This window comes from Undibacterium sp. CY21W (genome assembly GCF_014284265.1).
Classification (GTDB): Bacteria; Pseudomonadota; Gammaproteobacteria; order Burkholderiales; family Burkholderiaceae_D; genus Undibacterium; species Undibacterium aquatile.
On sequence record NZ_JACOGE010000004.1, the window covers coordinates 211591 to 232004 of the forward strand.

Annotated in this window: 15 protein-coding genes; 9 read left to right on the forward strand and 6 right to left on the reverse strand. The window is 51.7% G+C overall.

The features are described 5' to 3' along the window. Positions 1 to 25: 25 nt before the first annotated feature. Positions 26 to 2362, reverse strand: coding sequence for a methyl-accepting chemotaxis protein (locus H8K29_RS11285; protein ID WP_186897673.1), 2337 nt, complete (start codon positions 2360 to 2362; stop codon positions 26 to 28). A gap of 342 nt (positions 2363 to 2704) precedes the next feature. Between H8K29_RS11285 and H8K29_RS11290 the strand changes: the two genes are divergently transcribed. The 3 genes from H8K29_RS11290 (at position 2705) to H8K29_RS11300 (ending at position 8255) form a co-directional block, all read left to right on the forward strand. Continuing rightward, positions 2705 to 6286 (forward strand): indolepyruvate ferredoxin oxidoreductase family protein, encoded by a 3582-nt coding sequence (locus tag H8K29_RS11290; RefSeq protein ID WP_186897674.1) that lies wholly within the window; start codon positions 2705 to 2707, stop codon positions 6284 to 6286. Between the two features lie 119 nt (positions 6287 to 6405). Beyond that, positions 6406 to 7881: a peptide MFS transporter gene (locus H8K29_RS11295; RefSeq protein WP_186897675.1), complete on the forward strand. Its 1476-nt coding sequence runs from the start codon at positions 6406 to 6408 to the stop codon at positions 7879 to 7881. Then, on the forward strand, positions 7878 to 8255 hold the full coding sequence (locus H8K29_RS11300; protein WP_186897676.1) for a DUF423 domain-containing protein: 378 nt from the start codon (positions 7878 to 7880) through the stop codon (positions 8253 to 8255). The genes H8K29_RS11295 and H8K29_RS11300 overlap by 4 nt, the downstream gene beginning before the upstream one ends. Positions 8256 to 8349: 94 nt before the next feature. Here H8K29_RS11300 and H8K29_RS11305 read toward each other — a convergent pair whose 3' ends face one another. Both H8K29_RS11305 and H8K29_RS11310 read right to left on the reverse strand, forming a co-directional pair. Continuing rightward, positions 8350 to 8961 (reverse strand): glutathione S-transferase family protein, encoded by a 612-nt coding sequence (locus H8K29_RS11305; protein WP_186884407.1) that lies wholly within the window; start codon positions 8959 to 8961, stop codon positions 8350 to 8352. An 89-nt stretch (positions 8962 to 9050) separates the two neighbouring features. After that, a complete protein-coding gene (locus tag H8K29_RS11310) occupies positions 9051 to 10514 on the reverse strand; it encodes a M20/M25/M40 family metallo-hydrolase (RefSeq protein WP_255423348.1) in 1464 nt (487 codons plus the stop codon). 127 nt (positions 10515 to 10641) lie between these two features. Here H8K29_RS11310 and H8K29_RS11315 point away from each other — a divergent pair, with 127 nt between their 5' ends. From H8K29_RS11315 to H8K29_RS11335, 5 genes are all read left to right on the forward strand, one after another. Continuing rightward, complete coding sequence (locus tag H8K29_RS11315; protein ID WP_186897827.1) at positions 10642 to 11937, forward strand: acetyl-CoA hydrolase/transferase family protein; 1296 nt, start codon at positions 10642 to 10644, stop codon at positions 11935 to 11937. A 277-nt stretch (positions 11938 to 12214) separates the two neighbouring features. Further along, positions 12215 to 12433 (forward strand): DUF4124 domain-containing protein, encoded by a 219-nt coding sequence (locus H8K29_RS11320; protein ID WP_186897677.1) that lies wholly within the window; start codon positions 12215 to 12217, stop codon positions 12431 to 12433. A 225-nt stretch (positions 12434 to 12658) separates the two neighbouring features. After that, positions 12659 to 13420, forward strand: a complete 762-nt coding sequence (locus H8K29_RS11325; protein WP_186897678.1) for a head GIN domain-containing protein — start codon at positions 12659 to 12661, stop codon at positions 13418 to 13420. Between the two features lie 131 nt (positions 13421 to 13551). Further along, positions 13552 to 14481: an alpha/beta fold hydrolase gene (locus tag H8K29_RS11330; RefSeq protein WP_186897679.1), complete on the forward strand. Its 930-nt coding sequence runs from the start codon at positions 13552 to 13554 to the stop codon at positions 14479 to 14481. Between the two features lie 15 nt (positions 14482 to 14496). After that, a complete protein-coding gene (locus tag H8K29_RS11335; RefSeq protein ID WP_186897680.1) occupies positions 14497 to 14826 on the forward strand; it encodes a cytochrome c in 330 nt (109 codons plus the stop codon). Positions 14827 to 15481: 655 nt separating this feature from the next. Here the strand turns inward: H8K29_RS11335 and H8K29_RS11340 are convergent. Beyond that, positions 15482 to 15694: a cold-shock protein gene (locus H8K29_RS11340; RefSeq protein WP_186884413.1), complete on the reverse strand. Its 213-nt coding sequence runs from the start codon at positions 15692 to 15694 to the stop codon at positions 15482 to 15484. A gap of 536 nt (positions 15695 to 16230) precedes the next feature. Between H8K29_RS11340 and H8K29_RS11345 the strand changes: the two genes are divergently transcribed. Continuing rightward, positions 16231 to 18630 carry a TonB-dependent siderophore receptor gene (locus H8K29_RS11345; protein WP_186897681.1) on the forward strand — a complete coding sequence of 800 codons (2400 nt, stop codon included), beginning with the start codon at positions 16231 to 16233 and terminating at the stop codon, positions 18628 to 18630. 201 nt (positions 18631 to 18831) lie between these two features. Here H8K29_RS11345 and H8K29_RS11350 read toward each other — a convergent pair whose 3' ends face one another. Together H8K29_RS11350 and H8K29_RS11355 are read right to left on the reverse strand one after the other, a co-directional pair. Next, the gene (locus H8K29_RS11350) at positions 18832 to 19578 is read right to left on the reverse strand and encodes an alpha/beta fold hydrolase (protein WP_186897682.1); all 747 of its coding nucleotides are present in this window, start codon (positions 19576 to 19578) and stop codon (positions 18832 to 18834) included. Beyond that, positions 19575 to 20339, reverse strand: coding sequence for a DUF1045 domain-containing protein (locus H8K29_RS11355; protein WP_186897683.1), 765 nt, complete (start codon positions 20337 to 20339; stop codon positions 19575 to 19577). The genes H8K29_RS11350 and H8K29_RS11355 overlap by 4 nt, the downstream gene beginning before the upstream one ends. Positions 20340 to 20414: the final 75 nt, after the last annotated feature.

The window sequence follows — 20414 nt, forward strand, 5'->3', positions numbered from 1 at the left end:
GCGATGATGCGCCCGATGCTGTGATTTAGCTGCCGTCGGCTTTATATACGCCGCAACCCAAAACAATGTCACTCGTCACCGCTTCGATATACGAAGTTTTACCTTCGACTTTATTCGAGACAGGATTCAGGATGGTGTAATCGACCCAGCCACCCGATGCCGGCAGGCTGAACGCATCGGCCACCAGTTTGCGGCCATCGAGGCCCGTCAGTTGGAACAGATTCAGTTTCAGTTTTTCTGCATTACCGCCGAATGCCAGATACTGGCCATCCCGGTTGAAGGCAAACACATACATGTCTTTGTGGCTGAAATAGTGGTCTTTATCGCCGGTGATTTCTGCTAATGCAGCCCTGCCTTTACGTTGGAACAGTTCGATCGCTTTCTTGACCATCAGATAGGCTTCGTCAGCCGTACCCTGTCTGAGGTGGAAGCTGGCGACGGCTTTGGTCAGATAGGCGGCACGCTGTTCGAGATGAATCGCGGTGCTGCGCGCTTGTTCTGCCATACCGCCGTTACTTTGTGTGATTTCATCGAGATGCTTCAGCGCTTCAGAAATTTGCGCCAGACCATTGCTTTGCTCCTCTGACGCGCTGGATATTTCGTTAATATTGCCCGCCAGATCGCGTATGCCAGAGACGATGTTATTGAGTGTGGTGTTGACGTCGTTGATCTGACCGACGCCATGTTTGACCTGATGTACCGATTGATCGATCAGATCACGGATTTGTTTTGCCGCGTCAGCACTGCGCTGCGCCAGACTGCGGACTTCGGTTGCCACCACGGCAAAGCCGCGCCCTTGTTCACCGGCGCGCGCTGCTTCAACCGCTGCATTCAGCGCGAGTATATTGGTTTGAAAAGCGATGCCATCGATCATGCTGATGATTTCATGCATCTTCAGCGCACTTTGTTGTATGCCCTGCATAGACGTTACTGCGGCGTGCATCGCGTCACCGCTGGAAGCTGCAATCTGACTCAGATTCGAGGCCAGATGATCTACTTCGCGGGCGCTTTCAGCATTTTTTTTTACTGTTACCGACAGGTCTTCGACACTCGCCGTTGTTTCTTCTAGGCTGGACGCTTGCTGTTCGGTTCTGACTGCCAGATCACCGATATCGCTGGCCAGATTCTGTCCAAGCTGTGACACCTTGCTCGCATTCGTGCGTACATTTGCTACCAGACCCGACAGGCTCAGATTCATAGTTTCAAGGGTATTGCCGGTTTCCGCCAGTTCATCTGTGCCGTCGATATGTATTTGCTTGGTCAGGTCACCGGAAGACACCGACAACGCGGATTCACGCACGGCGTGCAGCGCTTGCATAAAGCCGCGATAAAATCCCACTAACAGGTAAGATACCGTCAAAAATAAAAACACCAGAACGGTAAAGATCAGATTTCTGCGGAAGCTTTGTTTTGCCACGCGTTCGCTGAGCAGGTCAGTCAGTCGCTGATGCAATTGCTGTTGCAGTCTGACGGTTTTTTCGATGGCCTGCGTCCCTTGTTCGAAATAGCTGCTGGCGTCACCGCTGACGTTTTCTCCCAGCAAATTCTGCTTTGCCAGTACGGCGAATTCCTCACTCGCTTTGATGCTTGCCTGCTGCTCAGTCGGGACGGTTTCGCCAGCCCGTTTCAGTTGTTGTTCCAGATCGTTGACCGCTTTGATTGCGGTCTGTAAAGCGCTCAGGCGCGAGACTATCGCCGCTTTACCGGAAAAATCGATCGTACCTGATTTGATATAACCGGCACCCAGGCCCCGCAGCAGAGCCACTTGTTCTATCCATGTGGGAATCTTGATGATGGCGGCATCCATCAGGAAATAAGTGGCCGCTTCGGGGTCAAAAAATAAGCCACTACGTTCACTCGCATACAAAGAGAAATCCTGAATTTTGGCAATCAGACTGGTATGCTGAGCGAGGCTGGCGGCGGACGTTTCTGCGATCTGCCCCGCTGCCAACTGGCGTAATTCGGTTTCCAGCGGTTTCCAGTTATCGGCGAGCTTGAATTCGGGGTTGGTGACGATTTCCTGACTCAGTCGTGACAGGCTATCCGACAAGGCTTTTCTGGTTGTCGCCAGATCGGCATCAATATTCCCGCCAGATAATTTCAGATTGACCTGACCGCGATGTTTTTGGGTCTGGATCATCACATCCATAACCTGACGGTTGATCTGTATGCCGCCCAGCTCATTTTGCGCGACTTCAACATCCGTCTGCATTTTCGACAACATGTACATGACCAGCAGCAGCGTCGGCAGCATCAAGACGATAAACATCGACAGCAGTTTGGTGCGCAAGCTGAGCTTGCTCATCATGGCGGCACTTGGCCGCATGAGCGTGGACAGCAATTTGTCTCTTGAGGCAGGCATAGTTTTTTTCGTTGGATTAAAAGCGCTCTTGCATTTTCCCAGAAAAGAACCAGCAGAACATTGTCTTCAATGGAAAAACAACAATAACAGCACGATTACAGCACGATACAGCTGTATAGATGATAGCTTAAAAAACAGGCTATATTGTTTCTCTCAGGAACCAGTACACTTTATCTCACTGTCAGTCGTACTGTACTGGTATTTTTGTGCGTGACTGTGCATGGGGACGTACCATGCTGCATGCTAATGTGCGACCAGAATTAAAAAGTATATGATTCACTCACAAGGTGATTCTGATTAGTGGCAAATACCAATGCCATACAAAAAAAGCACGGAGACCCCATGAATGCACCTCTCAGACCCGAGCAGCAGGCGCTGATCGATAATTCTATTTCCCTCGACGATAAATTTACGCTGGAGCGCGGACGCGCTTTCATGACCGGCACCCAGGCCTTATTGCGCCTGATGATGCTGCAGCGGCAGGCGGATGAAAAAGCCGGACTCAATACTGCTGGCTTTATTACCGGCTATCGTGGTTCGCCTTTGGGCAACGTCGATCTGACCGCCAGTAAAGCAAAAAAATATCTGGAAAAAGCGCACGTCAAATTTCATCCAGGCGTGAACGAAGATCTGGCGGCAACCTCGGTATGGGGTACGCAGCAGGTGAATCTGTTCCCGGGAGCGAAATACGACGGCGTGTTTGCGATGTGGTACGGCAAAGGTCCGGGTGTTGATCGCTGCGGTGACGTGTTTAAACATGCGAATCTGGCGGGAACATCGAAACATGGTGGTGTACTGGTCATTGCCGGTGATGACCATGCTGCAAAATCGTCTACCGCGGCACATCAGTCTGAACATATTCTGAAAGCCTGTGGCATTCCGGTGTTATATCCATCATCGGTACAAGAATATCTGGATTATGGCTTGCATGGTATTGCCCTTTCGCGCTACACCGGCCTCTGGGTCTCGATGAAATGTGTGACCGAAGTAGTGGAATCCGGCGCTTCCGTCGATATCGATCCTGAACGTATCAAGCCAATTATTCCCTGCGATTTCCAGATGCCTGCTGATGGCATCAGCATACGCACGCCTGATCCTGTGCTCGCGCAAGAGTCGCGCATGATCAATTACAAATGGTACGGTGCATTAGCCTATGCCCGCGCCAATAAACTGAATCAGATCATCTGGGATAGTCCGCGTGCCCGAGTCGGCATTATCACCGCAGGTAAATCGTATCTCGACACCCGCCAGGCGCTGGCGGATCTGGGCATCGATGAGCAGGCGGCGGCCGACATTGGTATCCGTCTGTATAAAATCGGCATGACCTGGCCGCTGGAATCGCAAGGTGTGCGCGAATTCGCCAAAGGTCTGGATGAAATTCTGGTGGTCGAAGAGAAGCGTCAGATTCTCGAATACGCGCTCAAAGAAGAACTATATAACTGGCAGGATGATGTGCGTCCACGCGTGGTCGGCAAGTTTGACGATACCGGTGAATGGAGCGATCTCGACCATACCGGTCATGGCGACTGGTTGTTGCCAGCGACTTATGAACTCAGCCCGGCGCAGATCGCCCGCGCGATTGCGTCCCGTATCACCAAGTATTTTTCCGGCCATCCGGTCGAGCAACGCGTCAAACAGCGTGTCGCTTATCTGGAAGCCAAAGAGGCAATGCTGAACGTTGCAGCAAAACCTGATCCAAACAAAGATCGTGTCCCGCATTTCTGTTCAGGTTGCCCACACAATACCTCGACCAAGTTGCCAGAAGGCAGTCGTGCTTTGGCGGGTATCGGTTGCCATTACATGGTGACGTGGATGAATCGCGAATCGACGATCTTCAGTCACATGGGCGGTGAAGGCGTGACCTGGGTAGGTCAGGCACCGTTCACGAATGAAAAGCATGTGTTCAGCAATCTGGGTGACGGTACGTATTTCCATTCTGGTTTGCTGGCGATACGTGCAGCGGTTGCCGGGCACGTGAATATCACCTACAAAATTTTATTTAACGACGCCGTTGCGATGACGGGTGGTCAGGAATTTGACGGCCCGCTGGACCCCGGCATGATTTCACGCCAGATCGCGGCAGAAGGTGTCGCACCGATTATCGTCGTGACCGATGAACCGGAAAAATATCCGGCCAATTACAACTGGGCTCCCGGCGTGACCGTGCGCCATCGTAGCGAACTCGATGCGGTACAGCGCGAGTTGCGTGAAATCGAAGGCGTATCCGCGATGATTTACGATCAGACCTGTGCGTCTGAAAAGCGTCGCCGCCGGAAAAAATTTGACAAAGATGGCAAGCCTGGCTTCCCTGACCCAGCCAAACGCGCTGTGATCAATGAAGCAGTCTGTGAAGGTTGCGGCGATTGTTCGGTGCAATCAAATTGCCTGTCGGTCGAACCGCTGGAAACCGAATTCGGGCGCAAGCGTCAGATCAATCAATCGTCATGCAACAAGGATTATTCTTGTGTGAACGGCTTCTGTCCAAGTTTCGTTACCGTCGAAGGCGGCAAGCTGAAAAAGCCAGCGAAGGCCAAAGTAGAACAAGGGACTGCGCTCGATGTTGCCAGTTTGCCTGCGCCGGCTTTACCTGCAACGAAAGAACCACTGAACGTGCTGGTGACCGGTATCGGTGGCACCGGCGTGATCACGATTGGTCAGATCATGGCGATGGCGGCGCATCTCGAAGGTAAGGCGTGTTCCGTACTCGATATCACCGGTCTGGCGCAAAAAGGCGGCGCGGTTATGTCGCATGTGCGTCTTGCGGATAATGCTGCCGATTTGCATTCCACCCGTGTCGGTACCGGCATGGCGGATCTGGTGATCGGCTGCGACGAAGTCGTGACCGCCAGTCGTGATGCGCTGTCGCGTATGGGCGAAGGGCGTACCCGTGCGGTGGTCAATTCGTCCATTTCACCAACCTCGACCTTTATTAAAAATCCTGACTGGACTTTCCCGGGCGAGAGTGCGGAAGCGGAAATCCGTCATTCTTGCGGTGAAGACCGCGTCGATATGGTTGACGCCACCCGCATGGCAACGGCACTGATGGGTGACAACATTGCCTCGAATATGTTCATGCTGGGTTTTGCATGGCAAAAAGGCTGCGTGCCTCTGAGTGAAGCTGGGTTGATGCGCGCAATTGAACTCAATGGCGTCGCGATCGACTTTAATAAGCAGGCATTTAACTGGGGACGTATCGCAGCGCATGATCTGGCGGCAGTGAAAAAGCTGGTGGCTCCGGCACAGGTGATTGAGCTGAAACGCGCACCGACACTGGATGACATCGTCTCTAAACGGATTACTTTCCTGACAGATTATCAGGATGCTGCTTATGCCTTGCAATACAGTGACTTCGTTAATAAAGTCAAAGCGGCTGAGGCTGCGATTGCCGATGGTAAGCCATTACGTCTGACTGAGGCAGTGGCAAAATATCTGTTCAAACTGATGGCGTACAAAGATGAGTACGAGGTCGCACGTCTGTACACCGATGGCAAGTTCCAGAAAAAAATTGCCGATATGTTTGAGGGAGATTACGCGGTTCATTTCCACCTCGCACCGCCGTTGTTTGCCAAACACGATGCACAGGGACACCTGATCAAGCAACATTATGGGCCGTGGATGATGAAAGTATTCGGTGTGCTGGCGAAGATGAAATCTTTGCGTGGCAGTATGTTCGATGTATTTGGATATACTGCAGAACGCAGAACCGAACGTGCGCTGGTGATTGAATACAAACAGACGATACTGCAACTGTTGCCGTTGCTGAATGCAGGTAATCTCGCCAGTGCGGTTGCGGTTGCCAGTGTGCCCGAAGATATTCGCGGTTACGGTCATGTCAAAGAACGTCATTTGCTTGCCGCTAAAAATAAACAAGCGACATTGCTGGCGGAATTTAATACGGTCGCGGTGCCGCAAAAAGCAGCGTAGTTCAGACTACTTAAAAGAATGGTCGACGAAAGTCGGCCATTTTTTATTTCCTTATCCGGAAAAGAGCAGGATGCCAGCGCTCTGCTTTACAATGCACCCGACATTCAAAGGAGTACATTTTGTCCACGATTAAACAAAAGCTTGCCACCATACCTGAGGGCTCGGCAGCCCTGTTTTTTATTCAGATATTTGCGACACTCGGTTTCGCTGTGTTGTATTCGACACTGGTGTTGTACGCAACCAAGAAACTGAATTTTTCCGTCAAAGAAGCCACAGCTATCATGGGTGTGTTTGGTGCCTTTAATTACGGGTTGCATTTATTCGGCGGCTATCTGGGCGGACGCTTTATCAGCAACCGTAATCTGTTCGTCGGCGGCATGGTATTGCAGGTGTTGGGCTGCGGCTGTATTTCTTTAGGCAGTGCCGAGCAACTGTACTGGGGGCTGGGATTATTCCTGACCGGCAGTGGTCTGAATGTGACCTGCATCAACATGATGCTGACCCAGCGTTTCAAGCCCGAAGACGACAGACGCGAGAGTGCGTTTCTGTGGAATTACGCGGGGATGAATCTCGGCTTTTTTGTCGGTTTTAGCGCAGCCGGTCACTTTCAGCTGCTGGAAGATTATGCCGGTCTGTTTGTCTTTGCGACGATAGGCAATTTTATGGCGATTGTGCTGGCGCTATTGAACTGGAAGCGGCTGGTCGATCTGAATACGCCGTTGTTGCAGGCAACGCCAACGGAATTCAAAAAGCGTCTGGCGGTCGGGCTGGTGATTTTGTTTGGCCTGGTACCGGTGATTTATTTCATGCTGCATAAAGCCGAGCTGACCGGCAATCTGGTGCTGATCATCAGTGTCTGTATCGCCTTGGTCATCGCCTATCTGACATTCAGGCACAAGGATCAGCGTGAACAGCGGAATATGTCTGCATATATTTTGCTAACCATCGGTTCACTGGTGTTCTGGACGCTGTATCAGATGGCACCGATGGGCTTGCAACTGTTTGCGGTGAATAATGTGGACCGCATGGTCTGGGGCATAGAAATCGCGCCGCAATGGATACAAAACATCAATAGCTTCGTCATTATGGTCGGTGGCCCGCTGATGGCGATGCTGTTTAAAAAACTGCGCGATAAAGGCTGGCAGATTGATGTGCCGATGCAGTTTTCTGCCGCATTATTACTGATTGGTATCGGCTTTCTGGTGCTGCCTCTGGGCATAGGTTTTGCTGCCAGCAACGGTCTGGTGGCATTCCGCTGGATATTCATCAGCTACCTGTTGCAAAGCGTAGCTGAGCTGCTGATTTCACCGGTTGGTTACGCCATGATAGGCCGCCTTGCACCAGCGAAGTATCAGGGTGTAATGATGGGCACATGGATGCTGACGACGGGCACGGCATCAATACTCGCCAGCTATTTTTCCGGCATGATTCCTGAGGCCAGCGAAGGCATGGCAGCGTCGACGAATCCGACGTATCAGCATATTTTTTCCATGCTGGGCTGGGGCGCTGTCGGTGTTGGCGTTGTCTTGATTTTGTTAATTCCTTTCCTGCGCAAACTGATTACAAAGAGTGCAGATCAAGAGGCAATAGCATGAAACCACATCACTGGATCAGTATTGCCGCAATCAATATGATTATTGCAGTCGGTGCCGGGGCATTTGGTGCGCACGGACTGAAATCTGTGTTGAGTGCCGACATGCTGGCGATCTGGCAGACGGCGGTACAGTATCAGATGGTGCATGCACTGGGCTTGCTGGGATTAAGCCTGTTGCAGGCGCAGTGGAATGAGCGTTTGCTACGGTATGCAGCGTGGACGATGTTGTCCGGCATCGTTATTTTCAGTGGCAGCCTGTATGCGCTGGCGTTGTCTGGTTTGCGCATACTCGGTGCGATTACGCCGGTGGGCGGCGTCGCATTTTTGCTGAGTTGGGCAATACTGGCGCGGTGCGCTTACCGCCGTCAGCATTGATGTTCCATGCCGTCACAATCTGGCCACCGGATAGCGTGTCAGATTGTGATCTGATGACAGTGCTTGCTAAGACTGGCGGGTGAAGCGGCAAAGCTTACTCGCCATTTTTTTCGACTGCGCGTTGGTAGGCAGGGCGTGCTTCTATCATATCGACAAAACGCGTCAGATTCGGAAACGCCTCGCGTCCGGCGCTTCTGACGCCGATTTGCACCACAAAAGATAGCTGGACATCTGCACCCGTGAGTTCATTGCCGACGAAGAAATCGCGCCCTTCTAATTCCGCATTCAGATAGCCAAGATGATTGGCGATTTCGCTGTTGATACGTGGATGCAATGGAGCACCTGCCTCGCCGAGCCGACTGACGTACAACTTCAGCAGCAAAGGCAGCATGGCCGATCCTTCGGCATAGTGCATGAATTGGAGATAGCGGTAGTAATCAGTCGAGCCTTTTTCCGGTACGAATTTGCCGTTGCCATATTCAGCGATCAGGTATTCCAGGATGGCGCCGGATTCGATCAGAATTTCTTCTTTATCGCGCAGCACCGGTGCTTTTCCCAGTGGGTGAATCTTCTTGAGTTCTGGCGGTGCGAGCCGGGTTTGCGGATCGCGGTCATAGCTGATCACCGCATATTCCTGGCCTAATTCTTCCAGCATCCAGGTGATACGACGTGAACGGGATTCTTTCAGGTGGTGAACTTCAATCATAGTAATCCTCAGGGGTAAAAAGAGAATGCTGATTATGCCGATATTTCCGCATCCTCGTTGGCATCAGCGTGAAATGGCTGTTTCTTCGTTCATTTTTTTTCTGGCATAGGGTAGCTGGCGACACTGATGTTGCCGTCTTTATCGACTGCCTGTACGCCAAAGAAATAATTGTCCTTGGATTTCCCTTTGACGGTATAGGAGAGGACATTCCCCACCATCACACTGCCTTGCCAGACGCTGCTGGTCGTGTCTCGCCAGACAATGCGGTAACCCGCAAGATCGGCTTCAGTATTGGCATTCCAGCGCATGCTGGTGTCATTTTCAAGTTGCGAGGTATTCATCTGCACCTGTGCCGGTGCCGTAGGTGCGAGCGCCAGGCTGGCCAGTGCGGCCGCATTGATGCGGGCAACGTTAGCGGTGTAATCGGTATCGACAAATTCCGGTAAGTCACCCAGCTGCACGCCGTTTTCCACACGGACATTCTGATGCTGATGATGGAAATCTTCATTCGGCTCAGTAAAGCGCAGTGCGGCATAACCCTGTTCGAGGAAAGGGATATGATCGCCACCACGCAGATAGCGATCACGCCGGTGGATGATATTCACAGTGAAGCCAGGCACATAGCGTTCACCGGTTTCTTTGACGTGGCGTGCCAGTTGGCGGGAAATTGAATCGCTCTCACCACCCGTGGCAATCAAATTGCGGGTTGCGTCCGGTAATTCTTTGACGGCGGGTATCCCTTCTGCAAACAGGCGCACCGACTTGTTATCGATCTCGCCGTGTTCCGAGCGTGAGCTGCCGATAATGTCATTCGTGAACATGCCGGCGATATTCAGATTTTTTTCTCTGGCTTGTTTCGCCCAGTGTGTTGCGCCATACAGCCCTTGCTCTTCCGCAGCGACCGCCATGAAAACGATGCTCGCATCAAAACGATGTTGTGCCATCACGCAGGCCATTTCCATCACGGCGGCAGTGCCTGACGCATCATCATTCGCGCCAGGCGCAAACGACGTGGCATCCATTACATCAGTGGCGCGCGAATCATAATGCCCGCTGACGACGTAATAACGGCCGGGGTCTGTTTTCCCCTTCAGGGTCGCGACCACATTCACAATTTCGGTTGGTTTGCTGATACGGCGGCTGCCTGCTTCGACATAGCTGTCGAATTGCACATCAAGCTGACCGGCACCACAGCGCTCGAGTTCTGCTTTGATCCAGCGTCTTGCCGCGCCGATGCCGACAGTATCTGACTGCGTTTCTGACATCGTATGACGGGTATGAAAGCTGACCAGTTTGCGGACGTAACCATCAATCCGTTGCGCCGAGATCTGTTGCACTATCTTTGTTATTTGCGGCTTTGTTTCATTGATGTTTAGTTCGGTGATCTGGGCCGACGCTGGTAGTGCGCAGGCCAGTAATGTGATACTGAGCAGCACGGAATGAGTCAACGGCGATTGTGGCATGGTGCATATTCCCAAAAAAATAAGAGAAAAATACGTGGATGGTGTTGAGCAGATATTACGTGAAACCACGCTGGCAAGCAGAGACGACATATTTTTTGCGCCAGCACAAATCTGGTGCAAATGTCGTCTGCATGACTGCGCTGCAACATGCTTTAACGCTAACATAGACTTTCGCAGGAGACCGACTAATTAACACCAAAGAGAGTGCTACAACATGATGTCTGTACAGGAATTGTATCGTCAAAAACATCTTTCCCCGGAAGATGCCATCAACCAAGTTAAGGATGGCGATTTCATCGTCGTACCAACAGGCGTTGGTGAGCCTCCCGCTTTATTGTCCGCCTTATCGGCACAACGCCGGCGCTTTCACGATGTGAAGGTGGCGCAGATTCTACCAATCAGAAAATTCGACTATTTTGATCCTTCGACGGCAGAGCATGTCCGTCACGTTTCTTTCTTTTTTGGTGCGGCTTCACGCGCTGGCGGGCAAGCAGGCGACATCGATTTTATTCCCAGCTATTTTTCAGAAATGCCGATGTTGATAGAGCGCGGCATGATCCCTTCCGATGTGGTGTTCACGCTGGCTTCTCCTATGGATGAGCATGGCTATTTTTCCCTGAGTCTGGCGGCCGATTACACCATGGCGGCGATTGCCAAAGCGCGTGCAGTGGTGCTGGAAGTGAATCCCAATGTACCGTTTGCGAATGGTTCCTGCCACATTCATATTTCTCAGGTGGCAGCGCTGGTTGAAAGCAATGAAGCCGTCACCGAGGTCGGTCTGCCGGTAATCGGCCCTGTGCAGGAGGCTATCGGCAAATACGTTGCCGATATGATTGATGATGGTTCGACCTTGCAGATCGGTTACGGTGGTATTCCAGATGCGGTGGTGATGCAACTTACCAACAAGCACGATCTTGGTATTCATACGGAAATGATCGGTGACGGCATACTGACACTGGTGGAAAGTGGTGCCGTCACTAACCGCAAAAAGACATTCATGCCGGGAAAAATGATTGCCACTTTTGCGCTTGGTTCAAAAAAATTGTATCAGTTCATCCACCGCAATCCGGCACTGGAAATGCATCCGGTGGACTTTACCAATGATCCGTATCTGGCGGCCAAAAATGACAAGCTGATCGCGATTAATGCGACCTTGCAAATTGACTTGCTGGGACAGTGCGGATCGGAAAGTCTGGGGCCAGTACCGTATTCGGGCACTGGCGGTCAGGTCGATTTTGTGCGGGCAGCGAACCGTTCCCGCGATGGCAAGGCGTTCATCGTCTTACCCGCAACGGCGAAAGATGACAGCATCACCCGTATCGTGCCGATGCTGACACCGGGCACCCATGTCACAACCGGAAAAAACGATATTAACTACGTTGTCACTGAATTCGGCGTCGCCCAGTTACGTGGAAAATCGGCGAAGCAACGTGCGCAGGAAATGATCGCGATTGCTCACCCGGATTTCCGCGCGGAATTAGCACAGGAAGCCAGGCGCTTGCATCTGCTGTAAGCGCGATGATTGTCCTGAGTAAATGCCCCTGATTCGATGCGCCTGCTGGCATGAAAATGCCTTGCAGGCCTTATTTTATGCGGGGTTTTCTTTTAAGCGATGCGCGATAAAAAACTGCTCCGATTGCATGATTTATCGTGATTTGAGCAAAGGAACAGAAAGCATAGCTTATAATTGTTTAAATTTTAACAATAGAGACGTTCGGCTGGCTTGCCAGCCTGCGTCAGTCACAGCGATGCATGCATCCTGCAATCGATTAATTAATCAGGTAACGAGAATGAATAAATTACTGAGTGTGCTGATTTTGTCTCTGGCTTTTCCTATGATCAGCGCGGCGCAGACGCCGGTGTTCAAATGTGAGGTCGACGGCCGCGTCGTCTGGTCGGATAGCCCATGCAAAGGTAAAGGCAAAGTAGTGCAGGTGAAATCCGTTGCCTCGTCCGAAAAGAAAAAGAATGGTGAAGCTGCCGGAGCCCCGCCGGACGCAAGAAAGTAAACTGATCTTGCTATGCGGTGTGCTGACTGCATATTCATGGAAAAATTTGATGATGCTGATTAAATCAAATCAGCATCCCGCAAATTTGTTGTCTCGGGAATGAAGCAGTCTCGTCCCGGCACGGGCGGACGATGAATGATCTCTGAACCAGAATCCGCTTTTCGCTGCTGTCACTTGCGGCTACACTGACGCTCTTTGTCCAGATCGTCTTGCCGGAGCCCATCTATGAAAACCTCATCTTTACGTCGTACTGTTATTGCTGGTTTGTTGCTGGCGACGACGCTACCTGCGAGTGCCGGTTGGCTGGATATTTTCCGCAAAGGTAAAACAGTGGCCGGTTCCGGCAATATCCAGAAACAAGTCAGAGTCGTGAGTGGATTTAACGAAATTGCGCTTGATCTTCCCGCGTATCTGGAATTGCGTCAGGGAGAAAAAGAAGGCGTCGAGATCGAGACCGATGATAATTTACAGAGCCTGATTGAAGTTGTGGTGGAAAGCGGCGCGTTACAAATACGGCCGCAGCAGAAAAATGTTTATCCTGACAGTAAAGCGCTGAAGATTACGGTGTTTCTGAAAAATCTGGCGGAGCTGAAAATCAGCGGCTGGGGTAAGGTAAATGCGGAAAAATTATACATTCCCGGTCTGCATATTGCGGTCAGTGGTTCCGGCGATGTGCGGATACAGGATTTGCGTACCGAGATACTGGAAATCGATATCAGCGGCAGCGGTAGCTTCAGTGCCGCCGGAACTTCAACGGAAATCAGCGGGAAAATCGGTGGCTCCGGCTCGTTGCTGATGGATACGCTGGAGGCCAACGATGTGCGTATCCGCATCGGTGGTTCCGGCCATGTCCGTACCTGGGTTCATAATAAGCTGGATGTGACTGTCGGCGGCTCCGGCGAAATCGAATATTACGGTGATCCCGCCGTTACCAAAACCATAGGCGGCTCTGGTCGTCTGATTCGACTGGGCAGCGCGCCGCACTAATCACCGCTGCTGAGCAATGCTATTCTTCCGGTAAGAAACTGCACAGGAAAAAGGCGATGCATCCTATAATCTCGCTCTCTTACTGAATTGTTTTTTTTCTGTCATCAATGAGTGTTCGTCAACGCGTTTCTATGGCTGTCCTGAGTCTCTTTATCTTGTTAGCCGGTGCTTTGTTTCTGGGTTTAGCGATCGCCTGGGCACCTGACAAATCTGTCGATGACCTGAAACAAAAATGGGCACCCGCACCTTCAAAATTTATTGATGTTCAAGGTTTGCAGGTGCATGTGCGCGACGAAGGCCTGGCGGACGATCCCGTTCCGGTGATGCTGATCCATGGCACCTCATCCAGCCTGCATACCTGGGAACCGTGGGTGAAAGCCTTGAAGGCAGAGCGCCGCGTGATCACCATGGATTTACCCGGTTTTGGCCTGACAGGACCGAATCAGGAAAACGATTACAGCACGACGGCTTACGTGCGTTTCATTCTGGATCTGATGGATAGCTTGCATCTGTCTAAAGTCGTGTTGGGTGGTAACTCTCTTGGTGGGGAAATCGCCTGGGAAGTCGCTGCCGCTGCACCGGCGCGGGTAGACAAACTGATCCTGGTGGATGCAGCTGGTTATGCGTTCACACCAAAATCGATACCAGTTGGTTTTCAGATTGCGCGCATGCCTATGATGTCGTGGGTGATGGATCACTGCCTGCCGCGCTCTATGGTTGAATCCAGCGTCAAGAATGTTTATGCCCGCCCGGAAAAAGTCACGCCAGCCTTGGTTGATCGCTATGAAGCGATGATGCTGCGCGAAGGAAACCGCCCCGCTTTACGTCAGCGCATCAGCCAGCTTGCCATCGGCGATCATGCTGAACTGATCAAAACGATACGCGTACCGACCCTGATACTCTGGGGTGGCAAAGATCAGTTGATACCGCCGGAAAACGCAGAGTGGTTTCAGCGAGATATTGCTAACAGCAAGCTGATTATGTTTGATGAACTCGGCCATGTTCCACAGGAAGAAAATCCCGTAGTGACCGTCGCTGCGGTTCGCATATTTTTGCAGTAATCTGAGGAGCCCGTTATGTCCGCTTTTCGCTTGTGTATTTCTTACGGTCTTGTCGTGCTGAGTTTGCTTGGCACCGGTATTGCAGCCGCCGAAGATGTGATAGCCGAAGGCAAGAAAATCTTCAATCAGAAAGCCGAGCCGAAATGTGCGATGTGCCATAGCCTGAAACATGCAGATTCGTATGCAGAAGGCGGCCCCGATCTGGATGAATTGAAGCCGGATACGGCGCGGGTAGAAAAAGCAGTGCGTAACGGCATAGGTGAAATGCCGGTGATTACCGGATTGACTGATGCAGAAATCAAACTGGTGGCGCGCTATCTGGCAGAAGTCGCCGGTAAGAAATAAGCTGGTAAAAAATAATTCAGTGCAATCTGCACAGACCTACAGAAGCACAAACCTTATATCTGTGCTCGTTTTGATCGGCCAAAACAAAAGCGGCAGACAACAAAAAGCCCACCATACGGTGGGCGATCCATTCATTGCAGTGACTCGTCAGCAACCCATGCTATCTGCGTGGTGCCACTGACTGTAACAATGCCCGTGCTATCTGCGCGGTGCTTGTCGTGGTGAGTCACTTTTTTCTGCGTTGTCAGTCAATACTGGCAACCTCAGAGGGCAAAACGAATGCGTACCTTCGCAAGATCGACCAACGCATTTTTTCATGATGCACACGCATCAGTAAAAAAGAGATGGACGATTGCATAGCAAAAAGCAGATGCTTTCCAGTGAAACTCACTGATCAACTACGCCATTTTCCGATAACCCATACTATCTGTATGGTGCCACCAGCCGGTGAGAATTGATTGCCGCCAGAGTACACTGCGTGAGAGCAGCGTACTGGTATGCGAAGGCTTGCTGTAACGGTCAGACTTTGTTCATCAGCAACCCATGCTATCTGCATGGTGTCACTGGCCGGTATTGCAGAACAAATTTTTCATCACAGCAAAAACGGTTGGCGCTGTTCTGGCAAGCATCGCCTGCCGGAATATGCCGGGAGACTTTAAGCCAGAATCTGGATATTGCCTGCTTTGTCGCCTTTAGGGCCTGTCGTGCGTTCAAAAGAAACGCGCTGATTTTCGCTCAGACTTTTGAAGCCGCTCGATTGAATGTCCTGAAAGTGGGCGAACAAATCTGCACCACCTGCATCAGGAGCGATGAAGCCGAAGCCTTTAGCGTCGTTGAACCATTTTACGATACCTGTTTGAGTACTCATGTTTTTATTCCTTTACGTGAAACATAGGCGAAATTGCCTTGGAGGCACTTGAAACCAAGAAATAAAACCGGAGGAGAAAAAACAGAACAGCCAGAGGATACAGCTATGCGGAATTGGGACCAACAATATAAGGACTTGATGCAAGTACGGAACGGAATATACACGGGAAAACAACAAACACCAAACTTTATTTTTAATCCGATCTGGCATTGATCACACAAAAGAGCATTCTTCCACCACAAAAAAATGCCAGCTTTTCATAGACAAAAACAGGCTCTGCATCAGGTGTTTAAGTGCTTGTTTTTATTACGAAAATTAATTGAAAATATTTTTCATTGTTGGTGATTCATATGATTTTTCCGTGGTGTTTTTTATATTCCATATATCTTTTTCATCTTTTCTAAGTGAAAAAAGGTCGTTGGGCAGCCAGCTCTCAGCACGTAGCATAAATCTCCATCGCTGCAGTCATTTTCTGACTGCGTTATCAGGCGTTCGTTATCAGGCGTCCGTTTTGCCAATTACAAAGAGGTTTATTCATGCGTGCGTATCAAACTTTTTCTATTCCCGTTCCCCGCCGTTCCATCAGTCTGCTGATCGGTGCTTTATTCAGCGGTCTGGTGGCTCCGGCTTCGGCTGTGTATGCGCAACAAGCCGAAATCGCGGCGGCCGATACCGTCATCGTCACCGGCACGCGCAGCATCAAGCGCACGGTTTCTGATTCCGAAGCACCTATCGATATTCTGACCAGTAAAGATTTGCAGGCCAGCGGCACCGGTGAATTAGGTACTGCCTTAAGCCGCTTGCTGCCTTCATTGAATTTCCCGCGTCCGGCGGTCGCTGACGGTACTTCTGCGAGTCGTCCGGCACAATTGCGCGGCTTGTCACCCGATCAGACGCTGGTGCTCGTGAATGGCAAGCGCTGGCACACGACGGCGATTGTCAACGTCAACGGCACGGCAGGGCGCGGATCTTCACCGGCTGATCTGAATACCATTCCTATTTCTGCGATTGAAAAAGTCGAAGTGCTGCGTGATGGCGCCGCAGCGCAATATGGTTCTGATGCGATTGCCGGTGTGATCAACATCATCCTCAAAAAAGGTGCGGCGGGCGGCGAGTTGCAAGCAGGTGGCGGCCAATACAGCAAAGGCGACGGCACGCAAGGTGCGCTGAGCGCCAACTTCGGTACTCAATTGGGCGACAAAGGCTGGGTGCGTTTTACCGCAGAACAAAAATATCAGGGCGAAACCAACCGCGCCGGTGCTGATTTGCGTAATCCGGCCGAGCCTTTGTATGGCAAGGTCACGCAGAAACAAGGCGACCCGAAAGTACAGCAAACCAATCTGGGACTGAATGCGTCTTTGCCGCTGAGTAATGATCTTGAACTGTATGCGTTTGCGAATGTCAGCCAGCGTGATTCCGATGCGGCCGCAACCTGGCGCACGGCTTACACCAGCGGCACGACTTTGCGCACACCGCTGTATCCACAAGGCTTTTTACCGAATGAAGCGGCAAAAAATACCGATGTTTCCACCGTGGTCGGGATCAAAGGGCGGGCCGATGGCTGGCGCTGGGATGCGAGTGCCAATTACGGTTCGAATGAATTCAGCCTCGATGTGAATAACAGCGTCAACCTCAGTTTAGGTGCTGCCAGCCCGACCAGTTTTTATGCTGGTAAATTAAAAAATTCGCAGACACTGGCGAACTTTGATGCGGCCAAGGAATTTGAATTTGCCGGTTTGGCGAACCCGCTGACATTGGCGGTCGGTGCCGAATACCGGCGCGACCAGTATGAGATCAGTGCCGGCGAACCGAACTCGTATTTCGGCAGCGGTGCGCAGGGTTTCTCCGGCTTCCAGCCATCGAATGCCGGCAGCTTTAACCGCCACAGCACATCGGTGTATGCGAACGTCGAAGCCGAGCTGACAAAACAACTCAGCGCCTCAGTCGCTGTGCGGCATGAAAATTACAGCGATTTTGGCAGCGTCACTTCCGGCAAATTATCGGGTCGTTTTGCTGTGACACCGGAATTTGCGTTGCGTGGTGCAGCGTCCAATGGCTTCCGCGCACCATCGTTAGCGCAGCAAAATTACACGATCTCAACCACCAATCTGATCACCATTAACGGCACCTCGCAATTGGTCGATACCGGCACCTTTGGCGTTGCTACTGCGGCGGCAAAAGCGTTGGGTGCGAAACCGCTGGAAGCTGAAAAATCGCGCAACTACAGTCTGGGCGCGGTATTGCAGCCGAATAAAAATGTCTCGCTGAGCGTCGATGCGTATCAGATCGATATTGATAACCGCATTTTGTATTCCGGTAATCTGGTGTTGCCAGCCGCCTTGCAAAGCGTGCTGGCGAAACAGGGCGTGCTGGTCGGTGCGGCGCGTTATTTCACGAATGCGCTGGATTCACAAACACGTGGTGTCGATATCGTCGGCACATATCAGCTGAGCCTGACTGGCAGCGATAAACTTGGGCTGACGCTGGGCTATAACCACAATAAAACTACCGTCAGCCATGTAGCCGCGAATCCGGCGGTGCTGGCGCAAAATAATCTGTTGCTGATTGATCGGCAATCGCTGTTGCGTGCGACTGATTCTGCACCGAAAGACAAGCTGACACTGAGCGCTGATTATGCGCTCAATCAATGGACGGCGCGTGCGCAGGCAACCCGTTACGGCAGCTTCGTTTCACCGCAAAATAATGCAACGCTGGATCAGACTTATGGTGCGAATGTGGTGGTCGATATTTCTGCCAGCTATCGCATCGGCAAGTGGACGCTGACTGGTGGCATCGACAACCTGGGTGACAAATATCCGGATCAGGTGACATCAACCGGGAACCTGAATACCGGCGGCACTTTGCCTTACAGCACCTTCTCGCCGTATGGTTTCAATGGTCGTTATTTCTATGCGAAGGCAGCTTACGCCTGGTAATTTTCAGGTCAGCAGCAAGTACGCAAAAAGCCGGAAAAATTTCCGGATTTTTTTCTGCATTTTTGTGCATTTTGGGGGAGTATATGGCGATTTTGCATTATTCTCAGCGTAAATACTGGGCTTTAAAATATACTCCCCCCAGTATTTTTTGGCAAAAAATGCCGTTTTTTCGCCTGTTTTTAGCTCATTTTTAGCCTGCTTTCAGTTTACCTGTGACAAAAAATCGCGCAGATATTCCAGCAGCATTTGCGGCTGTTCGAGTGGCGACATGTGGCCGCAATCGTCGATGATGCGGAAAGTCGGATCCGGCAGCGCGGCGACGATATCTTCGGCTTCCTGTAAACGGCGCATCTGATCTTCGCGGCTGGCGACGACTAGCACCGGGCAAAAAATCTGCGCGCAATCAGCATGCCCGTCTTGCCGGATGATGCTTAACTGCTGCATGAAAATATCTGCTCCGAGGTTCAGCGACATCGCCTGCAGATGTTGCAGTAACACGGCGTTGTCGCTACGCGCTGGATGCAACGCGCGCTTGAGTGCAGTGACGGTCTGGCCTTTATACGGAAAGACCTTGAGCATCTTGATTTGCTGCTGATTGCGGGCGATTTCTTCGGTGCTGGTGGCGCGTGCCGAGGTATTCAGCAACACCAGCTGACTGACGCGTTGCGGCGCTTTCGCGACAATGCGGCGGGCGACGTAGCCACCGAGAGAAAAACCGATCAGCACGCAGCTTTGCGGCAGGCTGGCAATGATGCGGTCTGCCATCGCATCGATATCGGTGCCCTGATTCAGATCCGCAAACGAGACCATGCCGAGTTGCTGCAAACCGCCCAGCACATCCTGCCACAGGCTGGCATCGCACATGAAGCCGGGAATCAGTACGATATGGCGTTGTGTTGTGGCGGCGCTTTCTGAGCTGGGCGTGATGTTCATTTCTGAGGCTGTCATGACTGCGATTTCATTTCATTCAATGTGGCTGTGGTGATGTCGTTTGCTGCGCCGAATGCATAACGCTGCAACAGTTGAAACGGTGCGCCCGGTGCGCTTTCTGTGAACAGCGCGAGGCCGTTCAGCTGCAAAGGCGCATCGATCGTAAAGAAGTTTTGCGCTGCCTGACAGATCGCCTCTGCCTGAACTGGTTCATGCAATGCATCGGTCAGCGTCATATGAAAACGGAACTCTTCTTCGGTGTATGGATAACCCCAGCGCTGCAAGAGCTGCATTTGCCGGTCGCTGAGCGGATGCCGCTGGCGGCGCGCAATGTCGGCGGCACTCAGCGGTGCGCGGAAATAATCAAAGTTGCTGACGCAATCCATCGCCAGACGATGTATCGCGCTGACGTCGCCATGTGGACGCAGCGCCAGAAAATTTCCCATCCAATCGACTCGCGGTGCCGGAATCGTCAGGCTGTGCTGTTGCCTGCAAAAATCGCGCAGGGCAGCATCAAGTTGCGTGTGTGTGTAGCCTTCAGCGAGCTTGAACGGTGCTTTCAGCGTCGCATGAAAACCATAACGGCGGGCGTCGCTGGTCAGTTGGTGAAATTCTGCGGCAGTCACGTTGCTTAATGCCGGTTGCGGCAGAGCGGTTGCCGATGCCGGATCACGTCCCAGCCACTGGCAGCCAGCCTGCCACCAGGGGCTGTTTTGTTCCGGCGCAAAATACAGCGCATAACGTGCTTGGGGTTTGGGAGTATTACTGGACTCGTTCATCAGTCGTTTTTCTCACATTTTTTCATGTTCATTTTGTTCGCTATCCCGCATGGCGTAACGTTGTGGCGACATCGT